Here is a 15,621-nt window from a genome sequence, read left to right on the forward strand (position 1 = left end):
GGTCGGGTCCAGGTCCCCACCGCGAGCACCGGGCCGGTGTGGCCGTGGAGTTCGCCGGCGGGCCGGAGGGTGTCGGGGTGCCACAGCCGCACCACCTGGTCGTCGCCGGCGGTGGCGAGCAGGGTGGTGCTGTCGGGTCGGGTCCAGGTCCCCACCGCGAGCACCGGGCCGGTGTGGCCGTGGAGTTCGCCGGCGGGCCGGAGGGTGTCGGGGTGCCACAGCCGCACCACCCGGTCGTCGCCGGCGGAGACGAGCAGGGTGGTGCTGTCGGGTCGGGTCCAGGTCCCCACCGCGCTCACCCAGTCGGTGTGGCCGTGGAGTTCGCCGGCGGGTTGCAGAGTGTCGGGGTGCCACAGCCGCACCACCCGGTCGCGGCCGGCGGTGGCGAGCAGGGTGGTGTCCTTGGAGTGGGGCCAGGTCCCCACCGCGAACACCGAGTCGGTGTGGCCGTGGAGTTCGCCGGCGGGTTGCAGAGTGTCGGGGTGCCACAGCCGGACCACCTGGTCGCGGCCGGCGGTGGCGAGCAGGGTGGTGCCGTCGGGTCGGGTCCAGGTCCCCACCGCGAACACCGTCCCGGTGTGGCCGTGGAGTTCGCCGGCGGATTGCAGGGTCGCGGGGTGCCACAGCCGCACCACCCGGTCGCGGCCGGCGGTGGCGAGCAGGGTGGTGCCGTCCGATTGGGTCCAGGTCCCCACCGCGCGCACCCGGCCGGTGTGGCCATAGAGTCGGGTGTGGGTGGTTCCTCGCCAGATCGCGCCGTCAGCGCGTGGAGTATCAGGGTGGAACTGGGCGGCGCAGGCGGCGGCGAGGGCGGTGCTGCGGCATTTCACCGCCCACACGTGCAACCAGCGCAACTGCTCGTCGGCGGTCAGGGCGCTAATGTCACCCATCAGTTCTCGTGCGGCGATTGCCTGGCGGGCTTGCGGGTCGATGACGGTGTTCCTCGTGCGTAGCAGCGGCGGCAATGCGGTCCACAGCAGATAGCCGGGATCCAGGGCCAGCCGGTCGAGTTGTTCCGCCACGGCGGCGTGGTCGGTCAGGTGAGCCAGGGCGTAGCTGCTGGCGTCCTCCCACCGTCGGACGCCCGACTCGTCCAAGGCGGGGGTGATGCAGGCCAGGATCCTCGCGTGGGCTTGCCGGGTCGCCTGGGCGCAGCGCGCCGACTGCTGCACCACCGTGTGGTCCTCGTGGCCGGTCTCCCGCCCGGTCAGGAAGTCCCGCAAACTCTGGTGCCGCAGCCGGTACCAACCAATCGGATCAGCCGCCTCTCGATCCCCTCTCGTGTGGGCGAGAAACGGCCGCAACGGGCCGTCGAGGACATCCTGCACCGCACCCAGGGGCAGATCCCCGGACCAGACAGCGAGCGTAGTGCTCGTCACCGGTTCGGTGACTGCCGCCAAGGTGCCCAGAACCGGCACCACAACGCCGTCCCACCGATCCGGGGCCAACTCCCGAACCCGCCGCAGGTTCTGGCTGTAGTAGCCGGCCAACCCTGCCGGCAGTGCGTCGAGACGGTCAGCGGGCAGGTCACCGTCGCGGACCTGGTCCATCACCAGCAACGCGTAGATCCACACCCCGCCCGCAGCGGCCAACAACCCCCGTGTGAACGCCTCCGGAGTGACGTTGCTGGCAGCGATCTGTCCCGCCAACGCCCGGTCGCTGCGAGCCCGGAATGTGACATGCTCCCGCAGATCGTCGAGGTTCGCCTGCCCCGTGACATCGATCCGCTCCACCCTCGCCCCAGCCGGCAAGGGATGCCCCGGACGGGTCGTGGCCACCACCACCACTCCTGGCGGCAGAGTCCGGGGCAATCCGAACGCGACCTCACCCACCGACGGCGTGGGCGCCTCATCCAACCCGTCGATCAGGATCACCAGAGGCGACACCTCGCCACGCGCCCGCCGCTGCGCCTGAATCGTCATCAGCCGCTGAGCAAACCACGCGGGGTCGGTGTAGTTACCCGGCAGCGCGTACGACCTGTCCAGCGAGGCGGCAGGCATGTGCGCGTAGGTGATCTGCGCGGCAAGATTCGCCCGCGCAGCCTCCGGGCTGGTCGACTGACGCGAAAAATGCGCCGGCCAACGCCGCGTCGGCGAGAACGCCAGATACGCCGCCAACGCGCTCTTGCCCAGCCCCGCCTCCGCCTCCACCAACACGTAACCACCAACCAGGCGGTCAGCGACCTGCGCGATCCGCACGTCAATCTTCTCCACCAGCCACCCACGCCCGGTGAACCCGCCCACCGGCTCATCACCGACCGTCAGGCCAAGCTCCAGCGGAATCAGCGACGGATCAAGAACCACATCCGCCAAACCCGCCGCACTGCCCGCCAGGATCGTGCCCGCAACCGTCCCGTGATTCACCCCGACCGTCGGTCCGGAACCCCCACCCTGCACCGAACCGATCCGCTCCGGCACCTGACGACCGAACCTCACCATCACACAGCTCCCCGGTCGGCACCGCCGCCACGAGCCTCGCCATAGTTGACACCGATCGTCGGCCCGGACCCACCACCCGACACCCTGTCGACCCTGGTGTCACCCGTGTGCACAACATCAGACACCGCGCCGCCGGCAGCACCACGGTAGGTCAACCACGCCGACAACCCCGACCCCACCAACGCCAACACCACAAACCCCACCCAAAACCACGGCCCCTCACCGAGGTTGTTACCCGCCACCCCAGCCACCGCTCCGACAGCGAACGCTGCACCCGACCCGGCCGCCAACTTTCCCGCACCAGCCACAACGCCCCCTCTGCCAGATCCCCACCAACCAGCATGCCCAACGAAAGCCAACCAGTCCCCAAAGGACACAAGCACAACCACGAACACGCTGCCGAGCGGGCCATCCTTTGGCTACAAGGTGGTGTCACAAGAGGCCATACGAAACCGCCGCCGACCAGATCGACAAGGCGAAACGCCATACCCTGAACCCGATCTTGTACGGTTTCCAAGCTGCCAGTGTGGGTTCGATTCCCGTCACCCGCTCCACGGGATACTGTCGGCGACGTGCTGGTCGCCTTCCTGATGGTGTGGTCAGATCGGCGCGGCCCGAGCGCAGGCGTGGACCGTCGGGCCATCAGATCGGCGACGCTCACTCCGATCCGTGATGTGAGGGTGTTGCCGGGCTTTCCCGCCTCTCCCAGAGGGCGTTGGGCGGCCGGAGTTGCCGCTGGGTGAGTAGCCAGCCCGCGTCGTAGCCCATCGGCTCACCGCCCCGTTCCGGGCCGACGCCGTCGAGGCCGTAGATCTTGGACAGTTTCCGTTCCTGAGGCGCGGAAACTGTCCAAGATCTGGAGCGGCAGGCCGCCGTCGAGCGCGCCATCGACAGGCGGGTGCCTCGCTTGTCGATGGCGGCTGCTTGACGGGTCAGTGCGTCACCGTCGGCCCGCCGCCGCTGCCCCGGTCGTCGAGCACCAGCGGGGCGCGACCGCCCACCGCGTACCGGATGTGGGTGACCTCCGGTGTGGGGATGACCCGGGTGGGCGTCAGCTCGATCGCCTCCTTGTCGCCGAGGTCGAGGTCCGCGTCGAGCAGCCGCAGGCCGGTGCCGAGCACGACCGGTACGACGTGCAGCTCCAACTCGTCGAGCAGGCCGGCCTTGAGCACCTGCCGCACGAGACTGCCCCCGCCGGCCACGGCAACGTCCTTGCCCCCTGCGACGGCGCGTGCCTGCTCGACGGCGCTGGCCACGCCGTCGGTGACGTACGTGAAACTGGTGCCGCCGCCGCGCAGCAGGGTCTGGCGCGGGCGGTGGGTGACGACGAAGACCGGTGCCCGGAACGGCGGCTCGTCGCCCCAGGGGACCTCACCCCCGTCGGCCATCCGGCGCCCCATCACGTACGCGCCGGCCGCCCCGAACGATTCGGCGACGATGTCGGAGTTGGTGTCCTGCTCGCCGCCTTCGAAGCCCAGCCGTTCGCGCCACGCCATCGCGTGGGTTATCCAGCGGGTGACCCGGAAGAAGCCGGCGGCCTCGGCCGAGTCGATCCAGTTGCCGTCGCCGGTGAACTGCGGGCCGGCGTAGAACCCGTCCAACGACACCGACAGTTGCGCTGTCACCTTCGTCATCTCGCATCGTCCCCTTCGTTGGCGGCACCCGCCCGGGTGCCTGCTCGCCGAGAGGTCGAACCCGAAACGGATGACCCTACAGGATGGTGATGTGACGTGCGACACATGCTTGCTGAGCGGGTCGGCCCGACGTCACAAACCGAGGGAACAGCGTCGGTCTAGCCCGCGCGGGGATCAGCCTTCGCCACGTACCACATGCCGGCGCGCTCGGGGTCGCTCAGCCAGCGCATGTGGGGAACCTCGTCGGGGCGTGGCCGCCAGTCGCGGTAGGGGGCGAGAGCCACCCGCCAGGCGATCACCGCGAAGATCAACGCACCCGGGCCGACCAGCCAGAGCAGGGCGTCGCGTCGCCGATAGGAGGCGTACGGCGCGAGCCAGGCAGTCATCACCACCGGCACCACGAGGAAGCTGACATCGGCTACCGGTCCGTCGCCGAACCGGACCTCGACCAACTCGCGGACGAGCAGTGCCGGCACCACCGCCGCCAGCACGATCACCGCCGCGATGGTCATGCGCGCCCGCCGCCCCAGGGGCGCGCGTACAGCGGATGGTTCGACGGACATGTCCGGAGGGTACGGCTCGACAGGCGCGGTGAAACTACGTCTTACGGTCGCGGTCCTCGGTACGGCAGGGTGGCGCTGTAGACCACGTTCGTGGTGGTGCTGCCGAACGCCGCCAATTCGTCGATGACTCGTTCGAGGTAGGCCATTCACCCCGGTCGACTCCAGCCGCTTCACCCGTTCGGTGGCCGCCGACGAGCTGAGGTTGACCCGCCGGCCCAACTCGGTCAGCGGGAGCCGGCCGTCGTTCTGCAGCTCGCCGAGGATGGCCCAGTCGACGGCATCGAGATTGACGGTCATCGGGGCAAACTACCGGCAGATCCTCGGCGAAAGCCAGTGAACGCCGGCAGTAGTCCGTTCACAATTGGGACATCGCCTCGATAGCGTTGGGCGGTGGAAATTGGGGTCAACGTACCGAACTTCGCCCCGGGCACCGACCCCGAGGTGCTGCGCCGCTGGGCGCAGACGGTGGAGGGTCTGGGCTTCGATCTGCTGCTGGTCTCGGACCACATCGTGATCACGCCGGACGTGGCCGAGCAGTATCCTGCCCCGTTCTACGAGCCGTTCACCACGCTGTCCTTCCTGGCTGGGGTGACCCGGCGGGTGAAGCTGGGCACCACCGTCCTCATCGTTCCGTACCGGCACCCGCTGCTGACCGCGCGAATGGCGGCGAACCTCAACCGGCTCAGCGGCGGCCGGCTGGTCCTCGGCGTCGGGGTCGGGTGGGCCCGGCAGGAGTTCGAGGCGCTCGGGGTGCCGTTTCGGCAGCGTGGCGCGCTCACCGACGAGTACCTGCGCACCATCCGTGAGGCGTGGCGGGACACCGCCGACTACGCCACCCCGCCGATTCCGATCTGGGTCGGCGGCAACAGCGACGCCGGCATCCGTCGCGCCGTGCGTCTCGGGGACGCCTGGCATCCACTGCGGTTCACCCTGGACTGGTTGACCGACGCCGTCGGGCGACTGCGGGCGAGCGCGGAGGAGTTGGGCCGGCCGGTGCCGGCGCTGGTTCCGCGCATCGCACTCCGGATGACCGACGAACCGGTCACCGACCCGGCGCGGCTAGCCGGGATCGGCACCATCGGGCAGATCGCCGCCGATCTCGACCGGCTCCGGCTGCTCGGCGCGCGGACGGTGGTGCTCGACCCGTTCAACGGCGACGTCACCGAGATCCGCGAACCTGAACGGGCCTGGCGGGCGTTGGCAGCCGTCGCGGCCCTGCGCCACACCATCACCGACCAACGATCCACGGAGGATTCATGACCCCCGACGACGAGACGTTCCTCCGGCGCGCGATCGACATCGCCGACCGGGCCGGTGCTGCCGGCGAGCGGCCGTTCGGCTCGCTGCTGGTCGGCCCCGACGGCGAGGTGCTGATCGAGGACCACAACACGGTGGTCTCCGAGGTCGACATCTCCGCCCACCCGGAGTTGAAGTTGGCCCGCTGGGCGGCCCGGGAGCTCGCGCCCGAGGCCGCGGCCGGAACCACGATGTACACCAGTTGCCAGCCGTGCCCGATGTGCGCCACGGCAATCGACCGCTCCGGCCTGGGGCGGGTGGTGTTTGCCCTGTCCGCCGAGCAGTTCGAGAGCGTCAAGCCGGCCACCCCGGTCCCGGCCCCGGTCCGGTACGAGGGGCCGGCCCTGTTCGAGGAGGCCCGCCGGCCGATCGAGGACCACTACTGACATCGGGCCCGTCGGGCGCATGGTCGGATGGCCAGGTCGGCGCGGCTAGGCTGGCGGTCATGCGGATTGGCATCGTGATCCTGCCGGACCAGCGGTGGGCGGAGTCGCAGCGTCGCTGGCGGCAGGCCGACGAGTGGGGCTTCGACCACGCCTGGACGTACGACCACCTGGGCTGGCGGGACCTGGTGGACGGCCCGTGGTTCGACTCGATGGCCACGTTGACGGCCGCCGCCACGGTGACCTCTCGGATCCGGTTGGGCACGCTCGTCGCGTCGCCGAACTTCCGGCACCCGGCAGCGTTCGCCCGGCAGATCACCACGGTGGACGACGTCTCGGAGGGCCGGCTGCTGCTCGGCCTGGGCGCGGGCGGCATCGGCTTCGACTCGGCGGTGCTCGGCGGCGAGACGCTGCCGCCGCGCCAGCGGGTCGACCGGTTCGCCGAGTTCACCGAACTGCTCGACCTGATCCTGCGCCAGGACGGCACCACCTGGCGCGGCGACTGGTTCGCGGCGGTGGACGCCCGCAACAACCCCGGCTGCGTGCAGCAGCCCCGGGTGCCGTTCGTGGTGGCCGCGAACGGCCCGCGGTCGATGCGGTTGGTGGCCCGGTTCGGCCAGGGTTGGGTGACCACCGGCACCGACGCCGACGACGTGCAGGGCTGGTGGGCCACGGTGTCGGCGCTGTCCGCCCGGATGGACCGGACGTTGGACGAGGCCGGCCGTGACCCGGCCACCCTGGACCGCTATCTCTCGTTGGACGCCGCGCCGGTGTTCTCGCTCAGCAGCGCGCAGTTCTTCGCCGATCAGGTCGGCCGGGCCGCCGAGTTGGGCTTCACCGACGTGGTGACGCACTGGCCGCGCGCCAGCAGTTGGTACGCCGGCGACGAGGCCGTCCTGGTGGACGTGGCGACCCGGCTGCTGCCTCAGCTACGCGGCTGAGCCAGCCGGACCTGTCGGACGGGCGTTTAGTGCGCCAACGGCTGCGACAGCATCACGATCTTCCCTTGGGCGCGGCGGCTCTCGCTCAGCAGGTGGGCGGCGGGGGCCTCCGACAGTGGGAACGATGCGGCGACCGGCACCCGGAGTCGTCCCTCGTCGGCGAGCGTGGCGGCGATTCCGAGTCCGTGTAGCGCCATCGGGTCGGCTGGTGCGCCGACCATCGCGCTCGCGTCCGAGCCCGGTGCCGTGTGGGACATGTGGACGCCGTGTGCCGCCGCGCCGAAGTCGGCGATCGTCACAACGCGCGCCGGGTCCCCGGTGATCGCGATCAGGTCTGGCAACGCACCACCGGCGCAGTCGAAAACGGCCTGCACTCCGCGCGGTGCGAGCGCGGCGACCCGGTCGCCCATGCCTGGACCGTAGGTCGTCGGAGTCGCGCCCAGCGACCGGAGGAACTCGTGGTTGCGCTCGCTCGCCGTACCGATGACGGTGGCGCCACGAGCGACGGCGAGTTGGATCGCGATCGTGCCGACGCCGCCGGCCGCGCCGTGCACGAGCAGCGTGTGCCCCGCGCCCACGTCGAGTCGGTCGAGAACCCGGGTCGCCGTCTCGATGTTCCCCGCCGCGCCGCCGGCCTCCGCCCAGCTCCACCCCGTCGGCTTGGTTGCCCAGGCGACGAGGACGGCGTGTTCGGCGTTGGCTCCACCGAGGCGGGCCATGGCCGTCGTGCCGAACACCTCGTCACCGAGTTCGACACCGGTGACGCCGTCACCGATCTCGTCGACCACTCCGGCGGCGTCGTAACCGGTGGTGTGCGGCAGCGTCAGGGGCACCTGGTCGCGCAGCATGCCGGATCGGACGTACGTGTCCGAGGGCGTGACACCGGATGCGCGTACCGAAATGCGGATCTCGCCGGGACCGGCGTGCGGTGCCTCCACCTCGACGAGGTGCAACACGTCGGCCGGCCCGTACTCGGAGAATTGAACAGCTCTCATGCGGCCGACGGTAATGGAACACCCCGTCCGGATAGCTAAAGTGAGAGGGGTGACAGAGCAAGTGACCCAGAAGATGCGCTCGGACGCCCGCGCCAACCGGGACCGGATTCTCGAGGTCGCCCGCGCGGCGTTCGAGGCAGGCGGCCTTGAGGTGTCGATGCGGGAGATCGCGCGACGGGCGGAGGTCGGCGCGGCGACCCTCTACCGGCGCTTCCCGACCAAGGAAGCGCTGATCATGGAAGCCTTCGCCGAGCAGATGACGGTGTGCTCCGCCATCGTCGACGAGGGCATCGCCGCAGCCGATCCCTGGCAGGGTTTCTGTCTGGTCGTCGAGGAACTGATGGCGGTGCACGCCCTCGACCGGGGATTCACCGCCGCTTTCCTGGCGCAGTTCCCGGAGCCCGCGGCCTTCAACGTCGCTCGCGACCGGACGGTGCGCGCACTGCTGCAGCTCATCCGCCGCGCCAAGGAGTCCGGTGAGCTACGCGCGGACTTCGTCGTAGAGGACATTGTCATGGCGATGATGGCCAACGGCGGCATCCGGGCCGACTCCCGCGCCGCGACTCTCGCGGCCTCCCGCCGCTTCGCGGCATTGATGATCCAGTCGTTCCGGGCCCGCCCGGTGCTGTCGCCGCTGCCTCCGGCGGCCCGGCTCCCGCTGACCCCCCGGTGGGGCGACAGCGCCCGCGGTGCGAACCGCAGGGCTGGCCGCGAGGCGGCGGCGCTGGCGGCCAGGGGCGATCAGGTGCCGAGGTCGCCGCTGGCCACGCCGCCCTCGCCGCCGGAGACCAGCCGCAGGCGCAGGCAGACGATCGGGGTGTCGTCGTCGACCGGGGTGCCGAGCCGCGCCCAGTAGGCCGCATGTCCAGCCCGCCACTCCTCGATCGAGCGGTCACCCTCGCCTTCGGCACGGGCGAAGTCCCACGGCACGTCGGCGAAGCGGACCACCTCGACGCCGGTGATCTCCACGACGCCGGCCAGCGCATCGTCGTCGTCGACCAGCGCCAGCCGCTCGCCGACGTGCTCCAACTCCTCGCCCTCTTCGGCGTACTCGGCGAGCCGGCCGGCCGTCGCGGTCTTCACGCCGGCCAGCACCAGGGTGTTCAGGGTCGCCCGCAGCTCGCCAGGGGTGCCGAGGGCGAGGGCGCGCAGTTCACCGATCCGAGGCCACATCCTGCCGAGGCTAGGTCAGCACGGCTCCGCCGTCGCCGGATTTCGCCCGTCCGGCTCAACTCCCCCAGCGGGCGGGGTCACGCCGGGAGGTCCGTGCCGGCGACGAGGCCACGGATCCGCAGCTCGGTGGCGACCTCGGGCGGGCAGTCGACCGCGACCACGGCCGCGCCCAGCACCTCGGCCCCGCGTGCGGCGCAGATGTCGTAGAGGGCGTGGAGTTGCGCGCCGGTACGCACCCAGTCGTCCACCAGGAGGACCCGGTCGCCGGGGCCGAGGTGTCGGTCCCGTACGGCCAGGTCGACCTGCCGGCCCCGGTAGTCCGGCGGGCTCTGCGCCCAGGTGAGCGGCCCGGCCGGCAGCCTCCCGTCGCCGGGCTTGTGGGCGGCCACGAAGCCGACTCCGAGGGCGGTGGCGGCCAGCGGGCCGAGCAGCAGCCCGGTCACTGCCGGGGCGAGCACCACGGTCGGCCGGGCGGCCCGGTAGGGCGCCACCAGGGCCGGCCCCAACTCGGCCAGCACCGTCGGGTCCCGCCACCACCCGGAGATGTCGCTGACCAGGTGGCTGGTGCCCGGCCCCGGGTCGATCCAGCGGAACAGGTCGACGAGGCGTTCGGTCAGCGCACCGGGCATCCGCCCATCCTGCGGCACGTGCGCTCGGCGGGTCGACACCCGGGCCGGTCGACCCATGCGGGCTCGGATGATCGGCTACACGTACCAGTGCAAATACGGGCATACCACAATGATCACGTTGACTTCGGAAGTGCTTCTCTCGTTACGGTCCGACCCGGTTTGTTCAGTCGACGAAAGGACCGGGCCGTGGTTGGTAGGCACTCCCGTACCCGCATCTTCTCCTCTCCAGCGGGCATCGTGGCCACCGCGGCGGTCGGCGTCGCCCTCGCCGTCGGGGGCACGTTCGGTGCCGTGCAGCTGACCTCGGGCTCCGCGCAGTCGGGGCAGGTGGCTCTCGACCTGACGCCGACCACCGCTCCCAGCAGCCCGGCCGCCAGTTCCCCGGCCGCCTCGCCGAGCGCCAGTGCCTCGCCCAGCGCGTCGGCGAGCCCGTCGGCGAGCCGCTCGCCGCAGGCCGCCTCCCGGGCCAAGGCCCGCACGGCCGCGCCGAAGCCGAGCGCGACCGTGAAGAAGACCACGCCGGCCGCGAAGGTGTTGGAGAGCGGCTCGTGTGGCGCCTCCTTCTACTCCAACGGGCAGCTCACCGCCAACGGTGAGTCGTTCAACCCGAACGAGCTGACCGCGGCGCACAAGACGCTGCCGTTCAACACCAAGGTCCGGGTCACCAACCCCAGCAGCGGCAAGTCGGTCGTGGTGCGGATCAACGACCGTGGCCCGTTCATCGACGGCCGCTGCCTCGACCTCTCCCGCGCCGCGTTCGCGACCATCGCCTCGGTCGACGTCGGCGCGCTCACCGTGCGGTACGAGGTGCTCGGCTGAGGCGAGTCGACGAGGCCGATCCGGCCGAGCGCCTGGGCCGGCCGGACAGAACCTCCTCGGACGACGGGCCAGGTTCATACCGGCGTTCACGTGAATCAGGCATGCTGTCCCTCGTACCCACGCGACTCCTCCAGTCGGGCCGCCGCCCGCTGAGCCCCGGATCCCGCGCCGGCCTCGGCGCGGCCCTCGTTCTGCTCGCGATCGTCTCGGCGGTCGAGTTGGCCGACGGCCGCCCGGCGCACTACACCGCGCTCCTGATGGTCGTCCCGCTCCTGGCTGCCGCCCTGGCGTCCTGGCCGGTGGTGCTCGGCGTCGGCGCCGTGGCGACCCTGGTCGGGGTGGGTTTCGCCCTGGTCGATCCGAAGATGTTGCTGATCACCTCGGTCAACGTGGTCGGGATCGCGCTCGCGACTGGGCTGGCGGTGGCGGTGGCGTCGGTACGGCAGCGGCAGGCCGAGCAGATCGGCGAGCTGACCAAGCTCGCCTCGGTGGCCCAGCAGGCGGTGCTGCGTCCGCTCGGCCCGCAGGTCGGCACGCTCTCGGTGGCTGGCCGCTACATCTCCTCCACCGCCACGGCCGAGATCGGCGGCGACCTGTACGAGGCGATCGACACGCCCTACGGCGTACGCATGATCATCGGCGACGTACGCGGCAAGGGCCTCGATGCGGTCCGGCTGGCCAGCATCGTCCTCGGCTCCTACCGGCACGTGGCCTACGAGCGGGCCGACCTGCGTGCCGTCGTCGCCGACCTGGATCGCGCGGTGGCCCGCAACGTCGGCGACGAGGACTTCGTGACCGCGGCTCTGGTGGAGGAGCGGGGTGGCACGCTCACCATCGTCAACTGCGGGCACCCGCCGCCGCTGCTGCTGCGCAGGGGCGCGGTGATCCCGCTGGAGCCGCCGGCGCCAGCGCCCCCGCTCGGGTTCATGCCGGTGGTCCGCCCCCGGGTGGAGCGCCTGGAGCCCGGCGACCGGCTGTTGCTGTTCACCGACGGTCTCGGCGAGGCCCGGCGGGACGGCGAGTTCTTCCCCACTGCCGACCGGGCGTGGCGACTGCTCGGTCACGGCACGGTGGCGGACGGGCTCGCCTCGCTGGAGACGGCCCTCGTCGAGTGGGTGCATGGCCGGCTCGACGACGACATCGCCCTGGTTCTGATGGAGTACGCCGGGACGCGGACGGGCGTGGCGTCGGCCGTGCCGAGCTGGGAGGTCGGCGCCGCCGAGAGCTGAGCCCGGCTGTCGCCGCCGAAAGTGTGTAATGGCTGTCACTTCGGAGATCGGCTTGTCGCTGCCTACCCGCGAGTAATACAGTGTGGGTTACTGATCGGTAACACCTGTCCGGAAGCGGGGCCAGCGAGCATGACCCACTACAAGAGCAACCTGCGGGACCTTGAGTTCAACCTCTTCGAGGTCTTCGGGGCGGACCAGGCGTTCGGCCAGGCACCGTACTCGGAACTCGACGCCGACACCGCCCGCACCTTCCTCGCGGAGCTCGACCGGCTCGCTCGCGAGGACCTGGCCGCCAGCTACACGGACAGCGACCGCAACCCGCCGGTGTTCGACCCGGCCACGCACACCGCGCCGCTGCCGGCGTCGTTCAAGAAGTCCTACCAGGCGTTCATGGACTCCGAGTTCTGGCGCCTGGACCTGCCGCCGCACCTGGGCGGCACCACCGCGCCGCGCGCCCTCTGGTGGGCTCTCGCCGAGTTGGTGCTCGGCTCGAACGCCCCCATCTGGATGTACGCCTCCGGCCCGTCCTTCGCGCACGTCCTGGAGGTCGAGGGTACCGAGCAGCAGAAGCGCTGGGCCAAGCTCTTCATCGACAAGCAGTGGGGCTCCACGATGGTGCTCACCGAGCCGGACGCCGGCTCGGACGTCGGCGCCGGCCGCGCCCGCGCCATCCAGCAGCCGGACGGCTCGTGGCACATCGAGGGCGTCAAGCGCTTCATCACCTCGGGTGAACACGACCTCAGCGACAACATCGTGCACTACGTGCTCGCCCGCCCGGTTGGCGTCGAGGGCCACGGCGGCCCCGGCACCAAGGGTCTGTCGCTCTTCGTGGTGCCGAAGTTCCACTTCGACGAGACCACCGGCGAGCTGGGCGAGCGCAACGGCGTCTACGCCACCAACGTCGAGCACAAGATGGGCCTGAAGGTCTCCAACACCTGCGAGCTGACCTTCGGCGAGAACGGCGTACCCGCCAAGGGCTGGCTGTTGGGCGACAAGCACGACGGCATCCGGCAGATGTTCATGATCATCGAGTACGCCCGGATGCTCGTCGGCACCAAGGCCATCGCCACCCTCTCCACCGGCTACCTCAACGCCCTGGAGTACGCGAAGAACCGGGTGCAGGGCGCCGACCTGGTCCAGCAGACGGACAAGACCGCGCCGCGGGTCACCATCACCCACCACCCGGACGTACGCCGCTCGCTGCTGCTGCAGAAGTCGTACGCCGAGGGCCTGCGCGCCCTGGTTCTCTACACCGCCACCTGGCAGGACAAGGTCGCCATCGCCGAGGCGGCCGGCGACGAGAAGGCCACCAAGCTGGCCAAGCGGGTCAACGACCTGCTGCTGCCGCTGGTCAAGGGCGTCGGCTCGGAACGGGCGTACGAACTGCTCGGGCACGAGGCCCTGCAGACCTTCGGCGGTTCCGGCTTCCTCCAGGACTACCCGCTGGAGCAGTACGTCCGGGACGCCAAGATCGACACCCTGTACGAGGGCACCACCGCCATCCAGAGCCTCGACCTGATCTTCCGCAAGATCGTGCGGGACAACGGCAAGGCGCTCATGGCGGTCGCCAGCGAGATCCAGGAGTTCATCTCCTCCGAGGCGGGCAACGGCCAGCTCAAGGAGGAGCGGCAGGCGCTCGGCAAGGCGCTCGGCGAGGTCCAGAACATCCTCGGTGTCATGACCAGCTGGCTGGGCGAGGCGCAGGGCGGCGAGACCCGCGCGCTCTACAAGGTCGGGCTGAGCAGCCGGCGGTTCCTGCTGGCGATCGGCGACCTGGTGGTCGGCTGGCTGCTCCAGAAGCAGGCCGACGTCGCGCTCAAGGCGCTGGCCGGCGACATCTCCGCCAGTGACAAGGCGTTCTACACCGGAAAGGTCGCGGCCGCCCGGTTCTTCGCCCGCGAGGTGCTGCCGCGCATCGGCGCCGACCGGCGGATCATCGAGGGCACCGACCTCGACATCATGGACCTCCCGGAGGAGGCCTTCTGACCGTGCCACGGCACGCCTGACGGTTCCGGGCCGCACCACCCGGAACCGACTACGACGGCCGGCGGGGCAACTGCCCTGCCGGCCGTTGTCGTCCCCCGATGGCACCAGAGCGGCGAATGTCGGACCAGCCGGTGCCGACCGCCGAGGTACGTCGATTGATCGAGCCGCGCCGGGTAGGCCGGCCCCCTGGCGGGTAACCGGCGCGTGACCAGGAAAGGGAACGCCCAGAGCCACCGCACGGGGGAGTGCAGCGCACATGGGTGTAGGAAGCGGCATATTTCTCATCGCGCTCGGCGCGATCATGACCTTCGCGATCAGAGCCAATGTCTGGTGGATCGACCTACGCGCGGTCGGCTGGGTGTTCATCCTGGCCGGGCTGGCCGTGCTGCTCACCACGCTCTGGTTCTGGCAGGACCGGCGCAAGCGGGCCCGGACCCTCATCGTGGAGGAGAACCGGCTGTCCCATCCGACGGCGATGATGCCGCCGCCGCCCGACCCGCCGCCGCCGACCGCGCCACCCTCCTGACCTGAGTACGCCCTGAGCCACCCGTCGAGGATCGACGGGTGGTTCAGCCGCGTGCGGTGTGCCGCTCGGCGACCGGCGCCCCGGCGCGACCCAACTCCGGCCAGGCGAGCGTGCCGCGGTGCACCGCCAGCTCGGCCGTCCGCAGGCCCTCCTCGGTCGCCTCCTGTGGGTCGAGGAACGCGGACAACAGCGAGATGCCCGGGTTGTGGGCGATCAGCAGCACGACGCGCGCCGCCGGGTCGGCCGTGCGGACCAGCGCCAACAGCTCCTCGGGATGGGCGTCGTACGCGCCGGGCTCATAGCGGACGCTCGGGCGGGGACCGGTCGGCCCGCCCTCCGGCGGCGATCCGGTCATCCCCATCGCCAACCCGTGCCAGGTCTGGCGGGTACGCCGGGCCGTCGAGCAGATCACCACGTCGGGCAGCAGATCGTGCCGGGCCAGCCAGGCGCCGGCTGCCTCCGCGTCGGCCTCCCCACGCACGCTCAGTGGACGGTCAGCGTCGTCCGACCCCTCGCCGCCCTGCTCGGCCTTCGCGTGCCGGAGCAACACCAGTGTCCGTGTCCCGGCTCGGGTGTCCGTCATGCCCTCAGCTTGCCCGATTGGCGATCTCTGCGCCGGGGTAAGTCGAGGGATGCCGCGACCCCTACCAACGGCCGCGACGGGCCGTACGCCAGGTTAGAGCCGAGGAGCGAGACATGGGCATTGGTGGCAGCATCTTCCTGATCGCGTTGGGCGCGATCTTCGCATTCGCCGTGGAGGCCGATCTGGGCTGGCTGAACCTGGCCGTGGTCGGCTGGGTGCTCATGCTGGCCGGTGTCGCCGGCCTGCTCGTCACCCTCTACTTCTGGAACAGCCGCCGTCGCCCGGTGGCCGCCGCGCCCGTCCGCGAGGAGCGCGTGGTTGCCGACCGGGTGGTGCCGGTGCAGGGCGACCGGGTCGTCGAGGAGTACCGCGAGGTACGTCGGCCGGGTCGCCCGGTCTGATCCTCGTCCGCGAACTCCGGGGTCC

The 15,621-nt window shown here is 70.9% G+C and carries 15 protein-coding genes and 1 pseudogene; 9 read left to right on the forward strand and 7 right to left on the reverse strand.

Annotated elements, in window-relative coordinates; genetic code table 11:
• The 3 genes and pseudogenes from ABZ780_RS04235 to ABZ780_RS04245 form a co-directional block, all read right to left on the reverse strand.
• Positions 1 to 2,438: pseudogene (locus ABZ780_RS04235) on the reverse strand (hypothetical protein); the annotation flags it as partial.
• A 932-nt stretch (positions 2,439 to 3,370) separates the two neighbouring features.
• Positions 3,371 to 4,072, reverse strand: a complete 702-nt coding sequence (locus ABZ780_RS04240; protein ID WP_357484133.1) for a dihydrofolate reductase family protein — start codon at positions 4,070 to 4,072, stop codon at positions 3,371 to 3,373.
• 158 nt (positions 4,073 to 4,230) lie between these two features.
• Complete coding sequence (locus tag ABZ780_RS04245) at positions 4,231 to 4,932, reverse strand: AsnC family transcriptional regulator (protein WP_357484136.1); 702 nt, start codon at positions 4,930 to 4,932, stop codon at positions 4,231 to 4,233.
• Positions 4,933 to 5,025: 93 nt separating this feature from the next.
• On the opposite strand from ABZ780_RS04245, the gene ABZ780_RS04250 reads away from it, so the two are divergent.
• Genes ABZ780_RS04250 through ABZ780_RS04260 form a run of 3 tightly spaced genes read left to right on the forward strand, consistent with a single transcriptional unit; the run spans position 5,026 to position 7,255 of the window.
• The gene (locus tag ABZ780_RS04250; RefSeq protein WP_357003386.1) at positions 5,026 to 5,895 is read left to right on the forward strand and encodes an LLM class flavin-dependent oxidoreductase; all 870 of its coding nucleotides are present in this window, start codon (positions 5,026 to 5,028) and stop codon (positions 5,893 to 5,895) included.
• Positions 5,892 to 6,317, forward strand: coding sequence for a nucleoside deaminase (locus tag ABZ780_RS04255; protein ID WP_357484138.1), 426 nt, complete (start codon positions 5,892 to 5,894; stop codon positions 6,315 to 6,317). Before ABZ780_RS04250 ends, ABZ780_RS04255 begins: the two co-directional genes overlap by 4 nt.
• A gap of 59 nt (positions 6,318 to 6,376) precedes the next feature.
• On the forward strand, positions 6,377 to 7,255 hold the full coding sequence (locus tag ABZ780_RS04260; RefSeq protein WP_357484141.1) for an LLM class flavin-dependent oxidoreductase: 879 nt from the start codon (positions 6,377 to 6,379) through the stop codon (positions 7,253 to 7,255).
• 26 nt (positions 7,256 to 7,281) lie between these two features.
• On the opposite strand, the gene ABZ780_RS04265 is transcribed toward ABZ780_RS04260, so the two are convergent.
• Positions 7,282 to 8,250, reverse strand: coding sequence for an NADP-dependent oxidoreductase (locus ABZ780_RS04265; RefSeq protein ID WP_357003392.1), 969 nt, complete (start codon positions 8,248 to 8,250; stop codon positions 7,282 to 7,284).
• Positions 8,251 to 8,299: 49 nt separating this feature from the next.
• Here ABZ780_RS04265 and ABZ780_RS04270 point away from each other — a divergent pair, with 49 nt between their 5' ends.
• Positions 8,300 to 9,106 (forward strand): helix-turn-helix domain-containing protein, encoded by an 807-nt coding sequence (locus tag ABZ780_RS04270; protein WP_357003394.1) that lies wholly within the window; start codon positions 8,300 to 8,302, stop codon positions 9,104 to 9,106.
• Here ABZ780_RS04270 and ABZ780_RS04275 read toward each other — a convergent pair.
• Complete coding sequence (locus tag ABZ780_RS04275) at positions 8,992 to 9,423, reverse strand: ASCH domain-containing protein (RefSeq protein ID WP_357003396.1); 432 nt, start codon at positions 9,421 to 9,423, stop codon at positions 8,992 to 8,994. The genes ABZ780_RS04270 and ABZ780_RS04275 overlap by 115 nt on opposite strands.
• 77 nt (positions 9,424 to 9,500) lie before the next feature.
• A complete protein-coding gene (locus tag ABZ780_RS04280; RefSeq protein ID WP_357003398.1) occupies positions 9,501 to 10,052 on the reverse strand; it encodes a phosphoribosyltransferase family protein in 552 nt (183 codons plus the stop codon).
• Between the two features lie 186 nt (positions 10,053 to 10,238).
• On the opposite strand from ABZ780_RS04280, the gene ABZ780_RS04285 reads away from it, so the two are divergent.
• The 4 genes from ABZ780_RS04285 (at position 10,239) to ABZ780_RS04300 (ending at position 14,612) form a co-directional block, all read left to right on the forward strand.
• Complete coding sequence (locus tag ABZ780_RS04285; RefSeq protein ID WP_357003400.1) at positions 10,239 to 10,871, forward strand: septal ring lytic transglycosylase RlpA family protein; 633 nt, start codon at positions 10,239 to 10,241, stop codon at positions 10,869 to 10,871.
• A 101-nt stretch (positions 10,872 to 10,972) separates the two neighbouring features.
• Positions 10,973 to 12,100 (forward strand): PP2C family protein-serine/threonine phosphatase, encoded by a 1,128-nt coding sequence (locus ABZ780_RS04290; protein ID WP_357003402.1) that lies wholly within the window; start codon positions 10,973 to 10,975, stop codon positions 12,098 to 12,100.
• A gap of 129 nt (positions 12,101 to 12,229) precedes the next feature.
• Complete coding sequence (locus ABZ780_RS04295) at positions 12,230 to 14,086, forward strand: acyl-CoA dehydrogenase (protein ID WP_357003404.1); 1,857 nt, start codon at positions 12,230 to 12,232, stop codon at positions 14,084 to 14,086.
• Between the two features lie 256 nt (positions 14,087 to 14,342).
• The gene (locus tag ABZ780_RS04300) at positions 14,343 to 14,612 is read left to right on the forward strand and encodes a DUF6458 family protein (protein WP_007454197.1); all 270 of its coding nucleotides are present in this window, start codon (positions 14,343 to 14,345) and stop codon (positions 14,610 to 14,612) included.
• Positions 14,613 to 14,655: 43 nt separating this feature from the next.
• On the opposite strand, the gene ABZ780_RS04305 is transcribed toward ABZ780_RS04300, so the two are convergent.
• On the reverse strand, positions 14,656 to 15,195 hold the full coding sequence (locus ABZ780_RS04305) for a histidine phosphatase family protein (protein WP_357003406.1): 540 nt from the start codon (positions 15,193 to 15,195) through the stop codon (positions 14,656 to 14,658).
• A 113-nt stretch (positions 15,196 to 15,308) separates the two neighbouring features.
• On the opposite strand from ABZ780_RS04305, the gene ABZ780_RS04310 reads away from it, so the two are divergent.
• Positions 15,309 to 15,596: a DUF6458 family protein gene (locus tag ABZ780_RS04310; RefSeq protein ID WP_357003408.1), complete on the forward strand. Its 288-nt coding sequence runs from the start codon at positions 15,309 to 15,311 to the stop codon at positions 15,594 to 15,596.
• The last annotated feature ends 25 nt before the right edge of the window (positions 15,597 to 15,621 follow it).

The sequence above is a fragment of the Micromonospora sp. NPDC047467 genome, from assembly GCF_040643095.1.
GTDB lineage: Bacteria > Actinomycetota > Actinomycetes > Mycobacteriales > Micromonosporaceae > Micromonospora.

Bases quoted from the DNA above. Each gene is read 5' to 3' on its own strand.
- ABZ780_RS04240 (WP_357484133.1), bottom strand. From the start codon at position 4,072: ATGACGAAGGTGACAGCGCAACTGTCGGTGTCGTTGGACGGGTTCTAC.
- ABZ780_RS04245 (WP_357484136.1), bottom strand. From the start codon at position 4,932: ATGACCGTCAATCTCGATGCCGTCGACTGGGCCATCCTCGGCGAGCTG.
- ABZ780_RS04255 (WP_357484138.1), top strand. From the start codon at position 5,892: ATGACCCCCGACGACGAGACGTTCCTCCGGCGCGCGATCGACATCGCC.
- ABZ780_RS04260 (WP_357484141.1), top strand. From the start codon at position 6,377: ATGCGGATTGGCATCGTGATCCTGCCGGACCAGCGGTGGGCGGAGTCG.
- ABZ780_RS04265 (WP_357003392.1), bottom strand. From the start codon at position 8,250: ATGAGAGCTGTTCAATTCTCCGAGTACGGGCCGGCCGACGTGTTGCAC.
- ABZ780_RS04275 (WP_357003396.1), bottom strand. From the start codon at position 9,423: ATGTGGCCTCGGATCGGTGAACTGCGCGCCCTCGCCCTCGGCACCCCT.
- ABZ780_RS04280 (WP_357003398.1), bottom strand. From the start codon at position 10,052: ATGCCCGGTGCGCTGACCGAACGCCTCGTCGACCTGTTCCGCTGGATC.
- ABZ780_RS04290 (WP_357003402.1), top strand. From the start codon at position 10,973: ATGCTGTCCCTCGTACCCACGCGACTCCTCCAGTCGGGCCGCCGCCCG.
- ABZ780_RS04295 (WP_357003404.1), top strand. From the start codon at position 12,230: ATGACCCACTACAAGAGCAACCTGCGGGACCTTGAGTTCAACCTCTTC.
- ABZ780_RS04300 (WP_007454197.1), top strand. From the start codon at position 14,343: ATGGGTGTAGGAAGCGGCATATTTCTCATCGCGCTCGGCGCGATCATG.
- ABZ780_RS04305 (WP_357003406.1), bottom strand. From the start codon at position 15,195: ATGACGGACACCCGAGCCGGGACACGGACACTGGTGTTGCTCCGGCAC.
- ABZ780_RS04310 (WP_357003408.1), top strand. From the start codon at position 15,309: ATGGGCATTGGTGGCAGCATCTTCCTGATCGCGTTGGGCGCGATCTTC.